We start from the raw sequence: 17,371 nt of genomic DNA, 5'->3' as shown, positions 1-17,371 counted from the left end.
TGATTATAAAAAATCTCTCAATAATAACCTTAGTGAGAGATTTTTATTTTAATTCATGTGGTTAATTCCACTTCAAATAAAAAACAAATCGGTAGTAAAATTTTATAATGATAAAATTAATTCAAATGATAGTTTGCATTTTATTATAGATTTATATACAATGATCCGAATTAATTCTGTGGGTTGTTAGCTCAGTCGGTAGAGCAGTTGACTCTTAATCAATTGGTCGCGGGTTCGATCCCCTCACAACCCACCATTAAATGCCTGCTTTTACAACGCTATTTAGGTTGTTTGTGGTCCTGTGTATGAGTGTCAATTATACTTTGTGCCGTGAATGTGACATTATTTGGCAAGCTCTAGCATATGATCAGTATTCAAGTGAGTGTATTTCTTTATCATTTCAACATTTCCGCTGCAAGCACTTTTAACGTAAATAATAGTGTACTAACTTGAACGTGCCAGCTTGACCAAGTGTGGCTCAAATCATGGAATGTAAAATCTTCAATACCCTATAGTTCATAGGTATTGCTAAGATCTGGTTGATCAATATCATTAATGCGTTTTGGGTTTACGTGTAAAAACTTATTCACAATTATTTTTAAATCGTAATTTATGTATCAATTCAATTGCACCATGATTTAACAGTAACAACTTAGTTCTCTCTGATTTTGTATCATCATTTATTACCGTTGCCACACGGTTAACAAGATTCACATTGTGCCACGTTACACTTGGAAGAGGTTGCACTAACCTCTTGCTTGTCGAAGATTTGTCTCTGCACAACTAAATATCACTACATTCATTTATCCTAGCCCAATTTCTATTTTTTATTAACTAATTGCCACATTTTACGTGTAATTAGTAACGTGTTATTGGTGAGAAAATACGATATTTAGTTTCGTCATCAATATAAAAAATTAGCTAATTAAAAATTAATTATAGCAATTTTTAGGCTTAATAAATCAAATGGAATCTTTTAAAAATTATTTAGATAGAATTTGTTATTAATTTGTTTATATTGTATTAATACATTTGTATTTATTTTTTGACTTTGATTTAACCGTTATGATTTGGCGAAAATGATTTTATTTTTAGAAATAGAATTAATATGATAATCAATATATTAATCGTGATTAGCATATTACAACGATGAATTTTCTTCTAATGTAATATCATATTTAGTAGAAAAATATGATAAGATTAAATAGAAAGTGTATCGATATTAAAAATATGCTTAAAATAGAAAAAAGAAATTCTATTTTATGATTAATAAATAAAAAAGCATGTTATGAACCATCATTTTGTCTATTTAAATTTATGATAAATTGTTATGGTAGTATTGATTTCAAAAATTCAAAGTATTTCAGTATCTTTCATTTACTAATAGCCAACTTATTGCATATGATATTTTTAATCATTAGCGATTGAAATTTTTGTTTAGATAATTAAAAATTTTGCAAAATGCTGTAATATTTTGGATATTATTTATATTAGCATTTTAAGTAATTATAGGTATTAAAAATGAATTCATATTTGCTTCTTTTTTTTGCAATTATTTGTGAAGTTATCGCAACTTCTTCATTGAAATTATCTAATGGTTTTACCAATCTTGTTTTCTCGATTATAACCATTATCGGCTATAGCGCTTCATTTTATATTCTTTCTTTAGCATTAAAAACAATTCCAGTAGGTATCGCTTATGCAATTTGGTCAGGAATTGGTATCGTTCTTATTAGTTTAATAGCTTGGATTTTCTTAAAACAAAGTTTGGATTTAGCTGCAATGATTGGCATGGGATTCATTATGTTTGGTGTTATTATAATAAATCTGTTTTCTAAGGTCTCAGGGCATTAAAATTACTTATTGAGAGAGTGCTCTGTAAATCTGTTCAATAATGTAAATTTCTAAAAATAGAAAAGTAATTATTCGACACTCGTTCATTTATTTTATAGACAACTTGCATGGTTTAGTTGACATTTTTAGTACTCTCTAAGCGGAGTGGTAACATAAACAAACTAACCCCAAAAAATGAATCAAAAATTAAAGTGAAGTAAAATAAAATTAGTTATATCAACCTTTTCATGTTAAATAATACCAAAAAGAGTTTTAAATAATTTTCAATGCTACCTATATACAAAAACTATATTAATTATAAAAATAAGTTTACTTACTTTTTATAAATCCTATTTATTAAGTTTCTTTTTTATAGAATAATTTGCCTTAAAATAATCATTGCTTTCCATATAAAATAGTTAACATTTTTGTAAGTAACCGTATAAAAATAAATATATTTGGTTCATCGAAAACTTTAAAAGTTATCAAATAACACATCATCATTAATAAGAATGATAATATTAAAGTAATAATTCTGTATGATAAAATGTTTTAAGTGATGTGAACGTTGAAGCATTAAAATTTTTATGCTTATCTTGAATGGTTGCATATATCGCTATATTATATATCCACTTAAAAAGACTTTAACCACCAAAATTATAAATTTAGTCCTCATGTTAATTAATGCCAAAGATATTCTCGAAAAACTAAACTCTCATAATAAAATCAATTATGATTCTGTGTTAAAAGATGTGATTGCCGATTGGCAATTGAAAGAAGTTCGTCCTAAATTATTGATTCATAGCTGCTGTGCGCCGTGTAGTACTTATGTTTTAGAATATTTAGCTCAATATGCCGATATTACGATCTATTTTGCTAATTCAAATATTCATCCTCGTGTTGAATATGAGCATCGTAGCGTGGTACAGCAAAAATTTATCGCCGACTTTAACGAAAAAACAGGCAATAATGTGCAATTTTTAGAGGCGCCTTATCAGCCAGCAGAATTTATTAAACAAGTTGGTCATTTGCGTGATGAGCCCGAAGGTGGCGAGCGTTGCCATATCTGTTACAAAATGCGTTTAGATTTAGCAGCCATTAAAGCTCAAGAGTTGGGATTCGATTATTTTGCTAGTGCATTAACGCTTAGCCCTAAAAAAAATAGCCAAAAGATAAATGAACTTGGATTTGAAATCCAAGAGATTTTTTCAGTGAATTATTTACCTTCTGATTTTAAAAAGAATAATGGTTATAAACGCTCAATTGAACTTTGTAAAGAATACGATGTATATCGACAATGCTATTGTGGTTGTATTTTTGCTGCCAAAGCACAAGGTGTCGATTTGAAAAGTGTGATAGCTATTGCTAAACAAGGATTAGAGAAAGACCTTTAAGCATAAAGATACATTAAAATCATGGTAGGTTTATTTATGAACACGCAATTCTCAAAAATTATTCAATAGTTATATCTATAATTTATATTATTATAATTCATTAGATTAGCTATAAGTTATGTGTTTGCAATGAGGGGGTATTAGTATATTGTCAATTTATCAATTAAAACCAAAATTTCAAGCAATCCTTAGGCCTTATGCTAATTTTCTTTATAAGGCCAATATTACCGCCAATCAGGTAACATTAACCGCCTGTTTTGGTTCAATTTTGATTGCTTTAATTGTTGGCGCATTAGTTACGTACCAATGGATTTTTTTCCTTGTTCCAATATGGATGTTTATTCGTATGGCACTCAATGCTATTGATGGCATATTAGCAAAAGAATATAACCAACAAACAAATTTGGGTGCTTATTTAAATGAAATTTGTGATGTTGTGTCAGATAGTGCATTATTATTTATTTTTACGACAATAGATGTCGTGAATAATGATTTAGTCATTTTGGTGATTTTATTGTCATTATTAACAGAATATAGTGGCGTGTTAGGTATTATGGTCGGTGTTTCAAGGCGGTATGACGGCCCAATGGGAAAAAGCGATCGAGCGTTTACTTTTGGGGCTATAAGTCTAGCCATTGCAACTTATTTATTACCTTTAAATTGGATCAATATATTATTATCTATAATCAGTATTTTGCTAATTTATACCATTATTAATAGAATTCGAAAAGGGATTTTAGACGCTCAAAAATCATAAGGAGAAAATATGCGTCAACAGCAACAAAAAACATTTATTAGCCATGATAGCTGCCAATTATTTTATCGTTATTGGCCAGCAGTTGACAGTGATAGCAATACTAAACCTTCGCGAGCAATTGTTCTTTTTCATCGTGGTCATGAACACTCTGGGCGAGTAGCACATCTTGCTGACGAATTAAATCTACCCGATTATCATATCTTTGCTTGGGATGCCCGAGGTAACGGTCAATCTGAAGGTGAGCGAGGTGATGCTCCTGATTTTGCAACTTTAATTAAAGATGCAAACTGTTTTATTGAACATATTATAGATGGCTATGATATAAATCCAGAAGATATTGCTGTTATAGCCCAAAGTGTGGGTGCGGTTATCGCTTCAGCATGGGTACATGATTATGTGCCAAATATTCGTGCTTTAGTACTTGGCTCTCCAGCTTTTGACATAAAATTGTATGTGCCATTAGCTGTGCCAGGTTTAAAATTACTGTATAACTTGAAAGGTAACTTTTTTGTTAATAGCTATGTAAAACCTAATTTGTTGACACATGATGCTGATCGAGTACAATCTTTCACAGAAGATCCGTTAATAACACGACCAATATCAGTACGCTTACTTTTGGATTTATATGCAGTGTCGGATCGTATTGTTAAAGATGCAAATGCGATAACTGTACCAACACAGTTGTTAGTTTCAGGTTCAGATTATGTTGTCAAGCGTAAACAACAAAAACTGTTTTACAATAATTTAGGTACAGAACAAAAAGAATTTCATATATTACCTGGATTTTATCATGACACTTTTGGTGAAAAAGACCGTAAATTAGCACTTGATTATGCAAGACGATTTATTATTGGTTGTTTTGCTAACCAACCATGTGTTCCATTATTAACTAATGCTGATTTGATAGGATACACAAGGCAAGAGGTCGACAATTTAACATTGCCGCCATCAGGTTTGATTAAGACTTTATACTGGCGATTTATTAAAGCTAATTTAAAATATGCTAGTAAACTCTCAGATGGAATCAAGTTAGGATTTAATACAGGATTTGATTCGGGAAGCACACTTGATTACGTTTATCGTAATGAACCATCAGGAACATCAAAACTTGGGCATTTTTTGGATTATATTTATCTTCAATCGATTGGTTGGCGAGGAATTAGACAGCGTAAAGTGCATCTTGAAGAACTATTAAAATTAGCCATCGATAAGTTACATGCGCAGAACTATTCTGTGGATATTGTTGATATAGCCGCAGGGCACGGGCGTTATATTTTAGAAACAGTTAATCAAATTTCTAACAAGCCTAATTCTGTATTATTACGAGATTACAGCGATATTAATGTACAAAAGGGTAGAGCGTTAATAGAAGAAAAAGGCTTAACGGATATAGTGCGTTTTGAAAAAGGGGATGCTTTTAATCGACAGCAATTAGCCCAATTGTCACCTACCACCACATTAGCTGTTGTTTCTGGGTTGTATGAGCTGTTTAGCGATAATCAGATGTTACGTGATTCTCTAGCAGGGCTTGCTGAGTCTGTGCCTGAAGGAGGATATTTAATTTATACCAACCAGCCATGGCATCCACAGTTAGAGCTTATAGCAAGGATACTAACATCTCATCGTGATGGAAAACCATGGATTATGAGAAGACGTACTCAACTTGAAATGGATCAATTAGTTGCATCGGCAGGTTTTAGAAAAATAACCATGCGTATTGATAAATGGGGAATTTTTACCGTATCACTTGCGCAACGAATTAAATAATTAATAATGATTAGCGTAAAATGGCGGTTTAATAAGTTTATTGTTTATAAATCAATATGGCTAATTAGTTTGGTCGCATTCTTTTTTACTAGCTATAATTTTGCTAACTGGTTTACTTCTACACGTAACGATGTAGGTCGTATTGTTTTTGAATGGGAACGTTTAATCCCTTTATGGCCTTGGTCCATCATACCTTATTGGTCGATAGACCTTATGTATGGGCTTGCAATTTTGCTGGCTTGTTCTTATCAAACACTAAAAATCCTCTGTTTTCGTCTTTTATCTGCTCAGATTATTTGTATAACCTGTTTTTTTATCTTCCCGCTCAAATTTTCTTTTGAACGACCTGCATTAGATGGATTATCGGGGATATTATTTGATATCTTAATGGGGTTTGATAAACCCTTTAATCAAGCACCATCACTTCACATTACCTTATTGGTTATTTTGTGGCAATTTTACGCCAGTTATTTTCGAGGAATTTGGCGTTATATGTTGAATATTTTGTGCTTATTGATCGGCTTATCAGTATTAACCACTTGGCAACATCATTTTTTTGATATTCCGACAGGGCTTTGGGTGGGGTGCTTTTGTATCTGGTTATGGCCAGACAATCATTTATCGCCAATAAAAATTGATCAGTTACCTAAACAATATGTGTGGGGTAGCATCTATTTTTTACTGTTTTTATTCTCGTTTTGTTCTGCTATCTACTTTTCTTCTTGGGCATTATGGTTATTATGGGTTTCAGGTGCATTTTTACTAGTATCTCTAAATTATTTATTATTTGGCGTGGTTGGTTTTCAAAAACAGGATAATGGGCACTTTAATTTGGTCGTTACTATTTTATATTTGCCTTATTTTATTATTATGTGGATTAATTCACGGGTATGGACATTTAAAAATAATCCAATGGATTTAATTGCTGATAATGTTTATTTAGGTCGCATACCATCTAATAAAATATTGCTAGAAAATCAATTTACTTTTATTGTAGATCTTTGTGCTGAATTACCGATAACCCAATTTAATAGCCATTATAAACTGATCCCTGTATTGGATATGACACCACTCAATATTGAAAAATGTCAACAAATAGCCGAAACTATTGAAAAGTTTAATAAGCAGGGTAAATTATTAGTCTGTTGTGCTTTGGGGTATTCACGCAGTGCTACAGCTATTATTGCTTGGTTAGTGTTGACTAAAAGAGTATCAAGTATAGATGAGGCAATAGCTAAGGTAAAAACATGCCGGAGTAATACGGTTATTACCACTAAGCAACGGTTAATATTATCTGAATGGTTTTCACAAATAGTAAAAAGGGAATTGACATGTTAAATCATGATGAATGCAAAATAGTAACAGTGTCTCAAATATCACTGGTGACATTTTGTAGCTTATTGGCTATTAGCTTACCAATTGGCCTATTTTCACTACTATTAACCATTATAGCCTTATGCTTTGGTTTAATAACAAATGGGATAATTAATGGGCCTTTATCATTAACTATTTTTTATTTTATGGCTTTTATTATTGGTTTAATTAACCTCTATTACTTCTTGCGTATCCAATTTGACAAGCGGTTGTTTGATTATCTAGTAACCTGTAACGAACAACTAACTAATACACTAATAGAATTAGATAATGCGTTAGTAACTTTTCATTTAATTAAATCTGACCAGTTACCAACAAGAACCATTACTGCACGTCAACAAGGTACATTAAGGTTGTTTAAGCAACAAATTATTGTGCTTGTAATACAAATCATATTGTTAATAAACGCATGGGTTAGTAGTATTATTCAAGTTTGTTAATAAACTTGATAATAAAATAGCTTTATATTAAACAATAAATAATAAGAGGAAAATAATAAATAATGTTTAATTATCAAAGTGATATTTTGTTGTTATTTAGCGGTATTGCTATTTTTCTTATGATTGCATCAACTATTGGTTGGCTGCTAAAAAGGCGTTTTAGTAGTCCAAATAGTGTAATTGATAATCTCAATACTCGCATAAACGCATGGTGGGTAATGGTGGCAATTATCAGTGTTGCGTTTTTGATAGGGAAATTAGCTGTGATTTTTCTGTTCTTTGTGATATCAGGTATTGCATTACGTGAATTTTTAATTTTAACCTCTGTCAATCGTTATGATTTTTATGCATTGATATTTGCTTATTGTATTGCTTTACCAGTGCAATACATTTTAGTGGTTATGTCATGGTATGAGTTGTTTAGTATCTTTATTCCTGTTTATGGTTTTTTATTATTAGCAATTTTAGCAGCAATAACAGGGTCAACGGATAATTTTTTAGCACGAACTGCTGAAGTGCAATGGGGGTTAATGATTACAGTTTATAGCATTTCTTGTGTACCAGCAATATTAATATTACCTATTGATCATTATGAAGATCGTAATCTTTTGTTAATTGCCTATTTGGTATTAGTTGTTGAACTATCTGATGTGTTGCAATACGTGTTTGGTAAGTTGTTTGGTAAACGCAAAATTAGCCCTAATTTATCACCATCTAAAACCATTGAAGGATTTATTGGTGGAATATTATCAGCAAGTTTAATAGGTGCTTGTTTATTTTGGTTAACCCCTTTTAGCTTTATACAAGCGGGCTTAATTTCACTTATGCTTACGTTGCTGGGGTTTCTGGGGGGATTGGTTATGTCAGCCATTAAACGTGATAGAGGTGTAAAAGATTGGGGAAAGCTAATCGGTGGTCATGGTGGTGTACTTGATCGTTTTGATTCTATCTGTTTTGCTGCGCCAATCTTTTTTCATGTTGTCCGTTATTTTTGGATATAGGGCTTCTATAATATTTAACTAACTGTAATTTTAATAATTTACAAAAATGAAATAGTATAAAAATTTACATGTAAAAAAGAGAAAAACAATTTAATTTATGATATAAATACAGGCATTGTATTAATATTAAGATATAAAGAAGGATATATAATATGTTAAAAGAGCAAATGGTAGTAAAAAATTCAACGGGCTTACATGCTCGCCCAGTTACAACACTAGTTAAATTAGCTGGTCGCTATAAATCTTCAATTGAGCTTGTTTATAATGATAAAGCAATTAAATTAAAAAGTATGATGGGTTTACTTGGTGCAGGCGTTAAAGGTGGTTCAACTGTAGAAATCATCTGTGATGGTGAAGATGAACAAGCAGCAATGGACGAAATCCGTGAATTATTTGCAACTGGTTTTGGTGAATAATTAACTTAGTTAATATAAGTTAGCTTAAAATATTTTAATAATCCCGTCGATTTTAATCGACGGGATTTTTTAAAGGGCATAACTAAATACTTTTAAGTAGACCTGTTTAAAAAGATTTTAACTTAATCTTTAATTATTGAACTTAATTCTTTATGATCAATTGATGGCAATAATGTAGTAAAACCTTTAGTTAGATAAATTAGATAGAAGAATCCAATTGCTAACCAAATTAAACCAACAATCATTGCTGTCGCATCAAGGCTTGTCCACAACCACAATGAAAGTAAAACGCCAATTGTAGGTAATAGTCCATATTTAAATAGCATTGATATTGTTTTTGAGCTTCCTTTTCCTAAATAGCTTTTAATAACACATAAATTGACAAAAGTAAAAGCCACTAATGCACCAAAACTTATCATTGAAACCACTAAACTAAGATCTAGTACTAATGACAGCAATGAAAAACAGGCAACAAAGATAATCGATAAATAAGGTGTTCTAAAGCGTGGGTGAATTTTATAAAAAATCTGTTTAGGTAGCACCCCTTCACGTCCCATTGCATAGAATATCCGTGATACACTGGTTTGTGCAGTCATTGCTGAAGCAAACACCCCCGTTAAATAAGCAGCTTGGAAAAAGTTATACATAAATTCACTACCTAAATGGCTAATAATACCAACTTGACGAACTACTGCTAAACTTGCGGTATCTTTATTATCAACAAAATCAGTCCAAGAAGGATAAGCCAAATGTGCACAATAAGAAACAACTAAAAAGATACATCCAGCAATGAGTACTGTCCATATAATTGCTTTTGGTAGTGATTTTTGGGCATCATTAGATTCTTCAGCTAATGTAGCAATAGCATCAAAGCCTAAAAAAGCAAGGCATAATATTGCTGCACCAGATAGTAATCCACTAAAATCTTTTGGATTGACTAATAGAGGTTTCATCATAGAATCAGGGGTCAAATTGACACTGGTAAATGTCAAAAAGATAAATAATCCGATAAAAATTACTTGGACAATGATCAAAGTGAAATTAACCGAATTAATTAATTTAATTCCTAAATAATTTAAAAAGCTAACACTAATTAAAGACCCCAATACAAAAAAAGGTGCAGGAATGCTAGGAAATGCTTCATTAAGATAAATACCTAGTACCAAATAATTTAATATTGGTAAAAATAGGTAATCAAGAATTTGTGCCCAACCCACCAAAAATCCAACTTTTCCACCAAAAGTGCGTTGTACATAGGAATAAGCAGAACCAGCAATAGGTAGCTTATTTGTCATACGACAATAGCTTAAGGCTGTAAAAAAGATCATCGCAAGGGTGATAATATAGGCTATAGGCAAGTGTCCATTACTGGCAACAGTGACTTCCCCATAAGTGGTAAAGATTCCCAAAGGAACCATATAAGCTAAACCAAATGCAATTAATGCAGGTGTGGTTAAAACTCGTTTCATTTTTATTGCGGACATGACTACTTTGCTCCTCTGTCCCAAAAAACAATAAAAAACTACTAAGTATAGTTTTGCCTTTTTACCCGCTTAAAGCGGCAGGGAATTCTGCCATATTATAATAATTATGCAAGCTAATTTTAATTATATTGACATTAAATTATGCAAATTATTTAATATGAACTAATTATAATCAACTCCTAATAAAGTAAAATTTTTTCCACTAATTCAATATCGATTTATATTTGATGTTTTAAAATAAATAATATTTTAGGAAAAAATTAGAGCTATAAAACAGTAAATCTAGTTTTAAGGTAAAAGGGAAATCAAAAAATGAAAAAAATTATTTTTTATTAATTATTTGTTTAGTTTTGACAAATTGTAATAAAGCACTATTAGAAAAAATATTAAATAATATTGAAGAAAATTCTATTAAAACTATCAAGTTAACTGATTATACTGATTTAAAATGGGATGAGTTGTGGTTAATAAGTGGCAATATCGGCAGATATTATTTAAAGTTTATGCGTGATCAAGCTATTGATGTCAAAAAAGTTCAATATTCTGATACCAATACTGATTTTGGACTATAATCAGTAACATTCTGACACGATCGTGTATGTCTATAATAAAAAAGTTGTTTATTATGAGTTTCCTCCAGATAACAGAGATAGAGAGTTTTATACATTAGCTCCCGTTGTACCATATGCACTTCTTGACTTCAAATTACCATTGGGACAAATCATTATTCTTTCAAATAAAAATTCTGAATGTGAAGTAAACCACAAAGAATTAATTCCTCTTAAACCGATTAAAATATATGAAAATATGGATACAAAATTAAGATGTAGGGATAATTTAAGAAATTACTATAAATAACATGAAAAATTCCTATAGTTTCTCTTTATTTAAAAATAACATCAAACTAGGAAATTTTTATTTGCTGTTATTGATATGATTTTTGTTTTTACTTAAACACATTGCGTTCCTGAAACTTTTTAACAAAAATGCGCTGTCTTTGTTTATTTAGATAAACTGTGTGATAACCATTATCTTAATCAAAAATTCACAAAATTGCCTATCCACAAACGAATAGAAAATCCCAAAATTTGAACTGAGATATAGCATTATCAATGATTATTTAGCGATTCACAAGACAGAAAACAAAAGCTTTAGCGATTTCGGGAAAAACACATTATGCGTTTTAATTTTCATATTTGTGATCCAAATCTATTATTTGTCATACAAAATAAATGTCGGCATAAATAAATTATTGTATATTTAATGTGCTAAATAATGCAAAAATTAAGTTATTTTTGATAGTTATCAATAATAAAGAGGCTATATTTATGCTGTCAATCCTTGTTTTATCGGTTGATTTAATCAGTGAAGTTACGAATCACAAATCATCTATCATTAATTTAATGGCTGAAACTAGCCAACCTTATTTAAATAGATGTTAAAAGTTTTTTTGAAGATGTGATGGCTCATGAGCAAAAAATGGAAATAGATGTGTTGCCAAATATTGCATTGGCTCATGCTAAAAGTATAGAGGTTGCTGGTCTGTTAGGCATGATAAATGGCATAGATTCGCTTGTCGCATTTGGTGGTTTAGTAGCTTTAGGGGGAATGACTAAGGGGCCATATGGTATGTGATTGATATGTTTATCGAAGCATTGATTATTGCTATTATTTACATTTCATAAAAACGAAAACGGTGGAAACAGAAAAAGCAATTGAAAAAGCAATTGAAGTTGATTAAAGCTTGGATAATTATTTATGCTACACCACTAATAATTGTTGGTGTAGCAATTTGACATAAAAAAATTTAAATTTTAAATTACATCATTTTGATAAACCGTTTTACCGCCAACAATAGTTGTTAACACATTAACGTTTTGGATATCATTAGTTGGTATGGTAAATGGGTTGCGATCTAAAATAATTAAATCAGCAAATTTACCTTTTTCAATTGAACCAATATATTCATCTTGTTTTAATACATATGCAGCATTGATAGTGGCACTACGTAATACTTCGGTAATGGTTAAATTACGATCACTATCTAATTGCGGATGATCAGCATCAATTTGTCGGGTCATGGCAATTTGGAAATCATACCACTCATTTAACGGATCAATTGGCCAATCACTCCCAAATGCGCAAGTTACACCTGCATCTATATATTGTCCATGAGCTTCTAAACCGTTATAACGCTCTGGACCAAATAACGTTTTATATTGTTCGATCATTGCCGAACTACAACCAGCCCACTGGAAAGAAAATACTACGCAAGCGTTTAATTGTTTATATCTGGCAAACTGGTGTGCTGCGCTTAGTTCGTTATGTGCAGTGCTTGGACGGATATCAGCATTAGGTAAGGCTTTTCGCATTTTTTCAATAGCATCAAGTACCACTTCAATTGCCCCTTCACCAACAGTATGCATATGAGGATGAAACCCTGCTTTTGCAGATTCAAGTATTAATGCATCTAACATTTCAGTGGAATAATAAAGATCTCCGTAACGATCTTTTTCGTCTTCTAATTGATATGGTTTAAGTAATCGTGCAGTCATCAAAGGTGCTTGCATTACGCCATCTACAAATAACTTAGTATGTGATATTTTAATGCCTGGTTTAGGTTGCCAGTTTTTATCATCATAACGAGCGGCAAACTGTTTTACTTTCTCAATGACATTTGGAATATCGGCGATTGATGACACATCATCAGGTGGCAATTCTCGAGCCCCAAACAAACGGATAGAAAGTGTATCTTGTTGCTGTAGTCTTAAAAAGGCATCTGCTTGAGTTTCAGTAATTCGAGCATCCATAACGGCAGTAACGCCCTGTTTATTTAATTCTGCTTGCGATAATTTTGCAATATTAAGTGCTTGTTCATCGGTGAGTTTAGATATGCTGTCAAATGCACGCATGGCTGGGGCATCTTCTAATATACCATTTAATTCGCCGTCATCAGTACGACCAATTTTACCATCAGTTGGCTCTGGCGTGTTTCTATCTAGCCCAAATTTTTCTAAAGCAATGCTATTGGCAACTAATGTATGACAGTCATTTGAAAATAAAATAACAGGGCGTTTTGTATTGAGCCTATCAAGGTCAAAGCGTGTAATATCGGTACCGATAGGTAACACCTCTTGTCGTAACCAACCACGAACTTGCAACCAGTGATTATCATCGCTTATAGAATCTTTATCTAAATATTGTTGTATAATGGCTAAGGTTTCATCAATAGTTAAGCTTTGATAATTCAAATTACATGAAGATAGTTGCATTCCTCCCCAAAAAGTATGCAAATGCGAATCAATAATGCCAGGCATCATGGTTTTACCTTTTAAATCATTAATTATTGTTTGATTATCAATATAATTACTGCTATTTATTTCTTGCGAAGTTCCTGTTGCAATAATATAGCCATTTTTAATCGCTACAGCTTCACAAACACTGTTTTGTTTATCTGCTGTATAAATATAGCCATTAATATAAATAACATCAGCTTTAACCATTATGAGTGATTCCTTAAATAAACATCAAAAATGAAAGGTGAACGATAGCAGATTTATAAAAAATTTGTCAAATGTAATAATTTTCTTTATTGTGTGTCGAGATTATGCTACAAATAAACTAGATTAGTTACAGCGTCACAAGGTGAGCAGATGAAGTATCAACAATTAGAAAACCTTGAATGCGGTTGGAAGTGGCATTATTTAGTAAAAAGGCATCTAGAAGGTGAGTTAATTACTCGTTATATTGAAAAAAGCGCTGCTGAGCATGCTGTAAATGAATTAATGCAATTAGAACATAATCCAACGAATGTCGTTGATTGGATAAAAGCGCATTTAAACCCTGATTTAGATAATCGTATGAAACAAACTATTCGGGCTAAACGGAAACGACATTTTAATGCAGAACAACAATATACTCGAAAAAAATCCATTGATTTGGAATTTTTAGTCTGGCAACGATTGGCTAATTTGGCGAAACGCCGAGGATGCACGTTGTCACAAACCATTACTCAACTGATTGAAGATGCTGAGCAGAAAGAGCAATATGCAACAAAAGTATCAACAATTAAAGACGATTTACTGTCAATTCTTAATGTGAAACTGGACGGTAAATAACTAAAACAATAGGATAAATAGGTTTAATTATGGGAAAATCCCTTGTTATTGTGGAATCGCCAGCCAAAGCAAAAACGATTAATAAATATCTTGGTAAAGATTTCGTGGTTAAATCAAGTGTAGGTCATATTCGCGATCTACCTGTGAGTGGTAGCAGCCAACGAGCTGAAAAAACCGCAAAAGAAACAAAAAATAAAACCGAGAAAAAAGTTAAACGTTCCGAAAAACAAGCCTTAGTCGATCGCATGAGCGTTGACCCATATAACGGTTGGAAAGCACATTACGAAATTCTACCTGGCAAAGAGCGGGTTGTGTCTGACCTGAAAAAACTGGCTAAAGATGCTGACATGATCTATCTCGCAACCGATTTGGATAGAGAAGGGGAAGCCATTGCATGGCATCTTAAAGATGTGATAGGTGGTGAAGATAGCAAGTATCGTCGTGTTGTTTTTAACGAAATTACCAAAACGGCCATCAAAAATGCTTTTAATGAACCGTCGATGCTTGATATGGATAGGGTTAACGCCCAGCAAGCACGTCGATTTATGGATCGAATCGTTGGCTTTATGCTATCGCCATTACTTTGGAAAAAGGTTGCTAGAGGCTTATCAGCAGGTCGTGTACAATCTGTAGCAGTACGTCTTGTTGTTGAACGTGAACGTGAAATTCATGCTTTTATTCCTGAAGAATACTGGGATCTGTTTGCTGATTTGAAGACGGCTAAAAATGAACCATTAAGTTTACAAGTCACTCATTATAAAAACGAAGCATTCGAACCTAAAGATAAAGTTGCCATTGATATTGCGCTAACTGAACTTAGTAAAAGCCAATATCAAGTAACTAATATTGAAGAAAAGCCAACTAAAAGTAATCCAACAGCACCTTTTATTACCTCGACTTTACAGCAGGCAGCAAGTACTCGTCTTGGTTTTGGTGTTAAAAAAACCATGATGTTGGCTCAAAGATTATATGAAGCAGGTTACATTACCTATATGCGTACTGATTCGACCAATTTAAGTCAGGATGCACTAGTGATGGTACGTGATTATATCGGTAAAAATTTTGGCGATAAATATCTACCAAAATCGGCTAATGTATACAGTAGTAAAAAGAACTCGCAAGAAGCACATGAAGCGATTCGCCCATCAGATGTTACAATCTTAGCTGATAATCTTAGTGATGTTGAAGCTGATGCCGCTAAATTATACCAACTAATTTGGCGCCAATTTGTAGCTTGCCAAATGACATCGGCTGAATATAACTCAACAACAATTACGGTTAATTCAGGTGATTTTACTTTAAAAGCCAAAGGTCGGACATTGCGTTTTGATGGTTGGACTAAAGTACAGCCACAACTAGCCAAAAATAATGAAGATAAAATATTACCATCACTATCGATAAACGATAAGCTTGATTTAATTAACTTAAATCCAAATCAGCATTTTACCAAACCGCCGGCAAGATATAACGAAGCATCTCTTGTTAAAGAGCTTGAAAAGCGAGAAATTGGGCGACCATCGACTTATGCAACCATTATTTCGACAATTCAAGATCGTGGTTATGTGCGTTTAGATAATCGTCGGTTTTATGCTGAAAAAATTGGTGAAATTGTTACCGATAGACTTAGTGAAAACTTCAATGACCTAATGAGTTATGATTTTACAGCACGTATGGAACATGCTCTGGATGAAATTGCTCATAAAAAACAAGAATGGCGAGAAGTGCTTGATCAGTTTTTTAGTGATTTTAGTCAGCATCTTGAGGTTGCTGAACAGGCGCCAGATAAAGGGGGAATGAAGCTTAATCCATTGGTGCTAACACCTGAAATTAAATGTCCAAATTGTGGGCGTGAAATGGGTATTAAGACTGCCGGTACTGGTGTGTTTTTAGCTTGTTCAGGCTATGCGTTGCCACCTAAAGAGCGTTGTAAACAGACCATTAACTTAATTCCTGAACACGAAACATTAAATATTCTAGAAGAAGCTGAAACAGCAGAAACTGATGCTTTAAGAGCCCGTAAACGCTGTCCAAAATGTCACACAGCTATGGATAGTTATCTACTTGATAATGAACGAAAACTACATATCTGTGGCAATAACCCAATTTGTGATGGTTTTATTGTGGAAAAAGGTAACTTTAAGGTTAAAAGTTACGAAGGACCAATTATTGAGTGCGAAAAATGTGGTTCAGAAATGCATTTAAAATCAGGGCGATTTGGTCTATATATGGGCTGTACTAATCCTGATTGTAAAAATACGCGTAAAATCTTAAAAAATGGTGATGTTGCACCACCAAAAGAAGATCCTGTTGATCTACCAGAACTTCAATGTAGTAAATCAGATGCGCATTTTGTATTACGTGATGGTGCTTCAGGAATCTTTTTGGCTGCACATAACTTTCCAAAATCAAGAGAAACACGTGCTCCTTTGATTGAAGAGTTACAACGTTTTAAAGATCGTTTGCCGGAAAAATTTGTTTATTTAACTGAGGCTCCCAATAAAGATCCTAATGGAAATCCATCAATTGTCCGTTTTAGTCGTAAAAACAAACAACAATATGTTACTTCTGAAGTTAATGGAAAATCCACAGGATGGGTGATGCAATACGTAGATGGTAAATGGGTTAATGGTAAAAAGTAGGTAAGAGCCTTTAAATTTTGTTAAAAAGTTTCAGGAAAGTATGCTTTTCAGTATAAAAACGATTTTATTTTGTGCTGACATGTAAAATCTTACCTTCTAAATTCTCCCTTTTAAAGCATTATTAAAAGAGAGAAAAGCATACAGTTAA

The 17,371-nt window shown here is 32.4% G+C and carries 14 protein-coding genes and 1 tRNA gene; 13 read left to right on the top strand and 2 right to left on the bottom strand.

Translation table 11 applies throughout. The features are described from left to right. Nucleotides 1-180 precede the first annotated feature (180 nt). The 9 genes from A9G36_RS05275 (at nucleotide 181) to A9G36_RS05235 (ending at nucleotide 8,982) form a co-directional block, all read left to right on the top strand. Nucleotides 181-256 (top strand) — tRNA-Lys (locus A9G36_RS05275). Nucleotides 257-1,521: 1,265 nt separating this feature from the next. Further along, the gene (locus A9G36_RS05270; RefSeq protein WP_034945887.1) at nucleotides 1,522-1,854 is read left to right on the top strand and encodes a DMT family transporter; all 333 of its coding nucleotides are present in this window, start codon (nucleotides 1,522-1,524) and stop codon (nucleotides 1,852-1,854) included. Between the two features lie 653 nt (nucleotides 1,855-2,507). Continuing rightward, the gene (locus tag A9G36_RS05265; RefSeq protein ID WP_065568539.1) at nucleotides 2,508-3,227 is read left to right on the top strand and encodes an epoxyqueuosine reductase QueH; all 720 of its coding nucleotides are present in this window, start codon (nucleotides 2,508-2,510) and stop codon (nucleotides 3,225-3,227) included. A gap of 145 nt (nucleotides 3,228-3,372) precedes the next feature. Beyond that, complete coding sequence (locus A9G36_RS05260; protein ID WP_065585474.1) at nucleotides 3,373-3,984, top strand: CDP-alcohol phosphatidyltransferase family protein; 612 nt, start codon at nucleotides 3,373-3,375, stop codon at nucleotides 3,982-3,984. A gap of 9 nt (nucleotides 3,985-3,993) precedes the next feature. Beyond that, nucleotides 3,994-5,751, top strand: a complete 1,758-nt coding sequence (locus A9G36_RS05255; protein ID WP_065585473.1) for a bifunctional alpha/beta hydrolase/class I SAM-dependent methyltransferase — start codon at nucleotides 3,994-3,996, stop codon at nucleotides 5,749-5,751. Between the two features lie 6 nt (nucleotides 5,752-5,757). Continuing rightward, entirely contained in the window at nucleotides 5,758-7,089 is a 1,332-nt protein-coding gene (locus A9G36_RS05250) for a phosphatase PAP2/dual specificity phosphatase family protein (protein ID WP_065585472.1), read from the top strand. Beyond that, entirely contained in the window at nucleotides 7,083-7,565 is a 483-nt protein-coding gene (locus tag A9G36_RS05245) for a hypothetical protein (RefSeq protein WP_065568520.1), read from the top strand. Before A9G36_RS05250 ends, A9G36_RS05245 begins: the two co-directional genes overlap by 7 nt. Before the next feature lie 62 nt (nucleotides 7,566-7,627). Further along, nucleotides 7,628-8,566, top strand: coding sequence for a phosphatidate cytidylyltransferase (locus A9G36_RS05240; protein WP_065585471.1), 939 nt, complete (start codon nucleotides 7,628-7,630; stop codon nucleotides 8,564-8,566). A gap of 152 nt (nucleotides 8,567-8,718) precedes the next feature. Then, nucleotides 8,719-8,982 (top strand): HPr family phosphocarrier protein, encoded by a 264-nt coding sequence (locus A9G36_RS05235; protein WP_034913021.1) that lies wholly within the window; start codon nucleotides 8,719-8,721, stop codon nucleotides 8,980-8,982. 122 nt (nucleotides 8,983-9,104) lie between these two features. Here the strand turns inward: A9G36_RS05235 and A9G36_RS05230 are convergent, their stop codons facing one another. Beyond that, entirely contained in the window at nucleotides 9,105-10,466 is a 1,362-nt protein-coding gene (locus A9G36_RS05230; RefSeq protein ID WP_065568518.1) for an APC family permease, read from the bottom strand. A gap of 350 nt (nucleotides 10,467-10,816) precedes the next feature. Here A9G36_RS05230 and A9G36_RS05225 point away from each other — a divergent pair, with 350 nt between their 5' ends. Beyond that, the gene (locus A9G36_RS05225) at nucleotides 10,817-11,038 is read left to right on the top strand and encodes a hypothetical protein (protein WP_034945877.1); all 222 of its coding nucleotides are present in this window, start codon (nucleotides 10,817-10,819) and stop codon (nucleotides 11,036-11,038) included. 889 nt (nucleotides 11,039-11,927) lie between these two features. After that, nucleotides 11,928-12,101 carry a hypothetical protein gene (locus tag A9G36_RS10160; protein WP_176701017.1) on the top strand — a complete coding sequence of 58 codons (174 nt, stop codon included), beginning with the start codon at nucleotides 11,928-11,930 and terminating at the stop codon, nucleotides 12,099-12,101. Between the two features lie 179 nt (nucleotides 12,102-12,280). Here the strand turns inward: A9G36_RS10160 and A9G36_RS05215 are convergent, their stop codons facing one another. Continuing rightward, nucleotides 12,281-13,969, bottom strand: coding sequence for an amidohydrolase (locus A9G36_RS05215; RefSeq protein WP_065568517.1), 1,689 nt, complete (start codon nucleotides 13,967-13,969; stop codon nucleotides 12,281-12,283). A gap of 150 nt (nucleotides 13,970-14,119) precedes the next feature. Between A9G36_RS05215 and matP the strand changes: the two genes are divergently transcribed. After that, a complete protein-coding gene (gene matP, locus A9G36_RS05210) occupies nucleotides 14,120-14,584 on the top strand; it encodes a macrodomain Ter protein MatP (RefSeq protein WP_065568516.1) in 465 nt (154 codons plus the stop codon). 29 nt (nucleotides 14,585-14,613) lie between these two features. Then, nucleotides 14,614-17,223 carry a type I DNA topoisomerase gene (topA, locus tag A9G36_RS05205; RefSeq protein ID WP_065568515.1) on the top strand — a complete coding sequence of 870 codons (2,610 nt, stop codon included), beginning with the start codon at nucleotides 14,614-14,616 and terminating at the stop codon, nucleotides 17,221-17,223. Nucleotides 17,224-17,371: the final 148 nt, after the last annotated feature.

Source organism: Gilliamella sp. Choc6-1, assembly GCF_001690385.1.
In the GTDB taxonomy this organism is placed as follows: Bacteria; Pseudomonadota; Gammaproteobacteria; order Enterobacterales; family Orbaceae; genus Gilliamella; species Gilliamella apicola_A.
This window is presented reverse-complemented; position numbering and strand designations above follow the sequence as displayed.

Excerpts from the sequence above, each read along its gene's own strand:
- A9G36_RS05270 (WP_034945887.1), top strand. The coding sequence starts at position 1,522 with ATGAATTCATATTTGCTTCTTTTTTTTGCAATTATTTGTGAAGTTATC.
- A9G36_RS05265 (WP_065568539.1), top strand. The coding sequence starts at position 2,508 with ATGTTAATTAATGCCAAAGATATTCTCGAAAAACTAAACTCTCATAAT.
- A9G36_RS05255 (WP_065585473.1), top strand. The coding sequence starts at position 3,994 with ATGCGTCAACAGCAACAAAAAACATTTATTAGCCATGATAGCTGCCAA.
- A9G36_RS05250 (WP_065585472.1), top strand. The coding sequence starts at position 5,758 with ATGATTAGCGTAAAATGGCGGTTTAATAAGTTTATTGTTTATAAATCA.
- A9G36_RS05245 (WP_065568520.1), top strand. The coding sequence starts at position 7,083 with ATGTTAAATCATGATGAATGCAAAATAGTAACAGTGTCTCAAATATCA.
- A9G36_RS05240 (WP_065585471.1), top strand. The coding sequence starts at position 7,628 with ATGTTTAATTATCAAAGTGATATTTTGTTGTTATTTAGCGGTATTGCT.
- A9G36_RS05235 (WP_034913021.1), top strand. The coding sequence starts at position 8,719 with ATGTTAAAAGAGCAAATGGTAGTAAAAAATTCAACGGGCTTACATGCT.
- A9G36_RS05230 (WP_065568518.1), bottom strand. The coding sequence starts at position 10,466 with ATGTCCGCAATAAAAATGAAACGAGTTTTAACCACACCTGCATTAATT.
- A9G36_RS10160 (WP_176701017.1), top strand. The coding sequence starts at position 11,928 with ATGGCTCATGAGCAAAAAATGGAAATAGATGTGTTGCCAAATATTGCA.
- A9G36_RS05215 (WP_065568517.1), bottom strand. The coding sequence starts at position 13,969 with ATGGTTAAAGCTGATGTTATTTATATTAATGGCTATATTTATACAGCA.
- matP (WP_065568516.1), top strand. The coding sequence starts at position 14,120 with ATGAAGTATCAACAATTAGAAAACCTTGAATGCGGTTGGAAGTGGCAT.
- topA (WP_065568515.1), top strand. The coding sequence starts at position 14,614 with ATGGGAAAATCCCTTGTTATTGTGGAATCGCCAGCCAAAGCAAAAACG.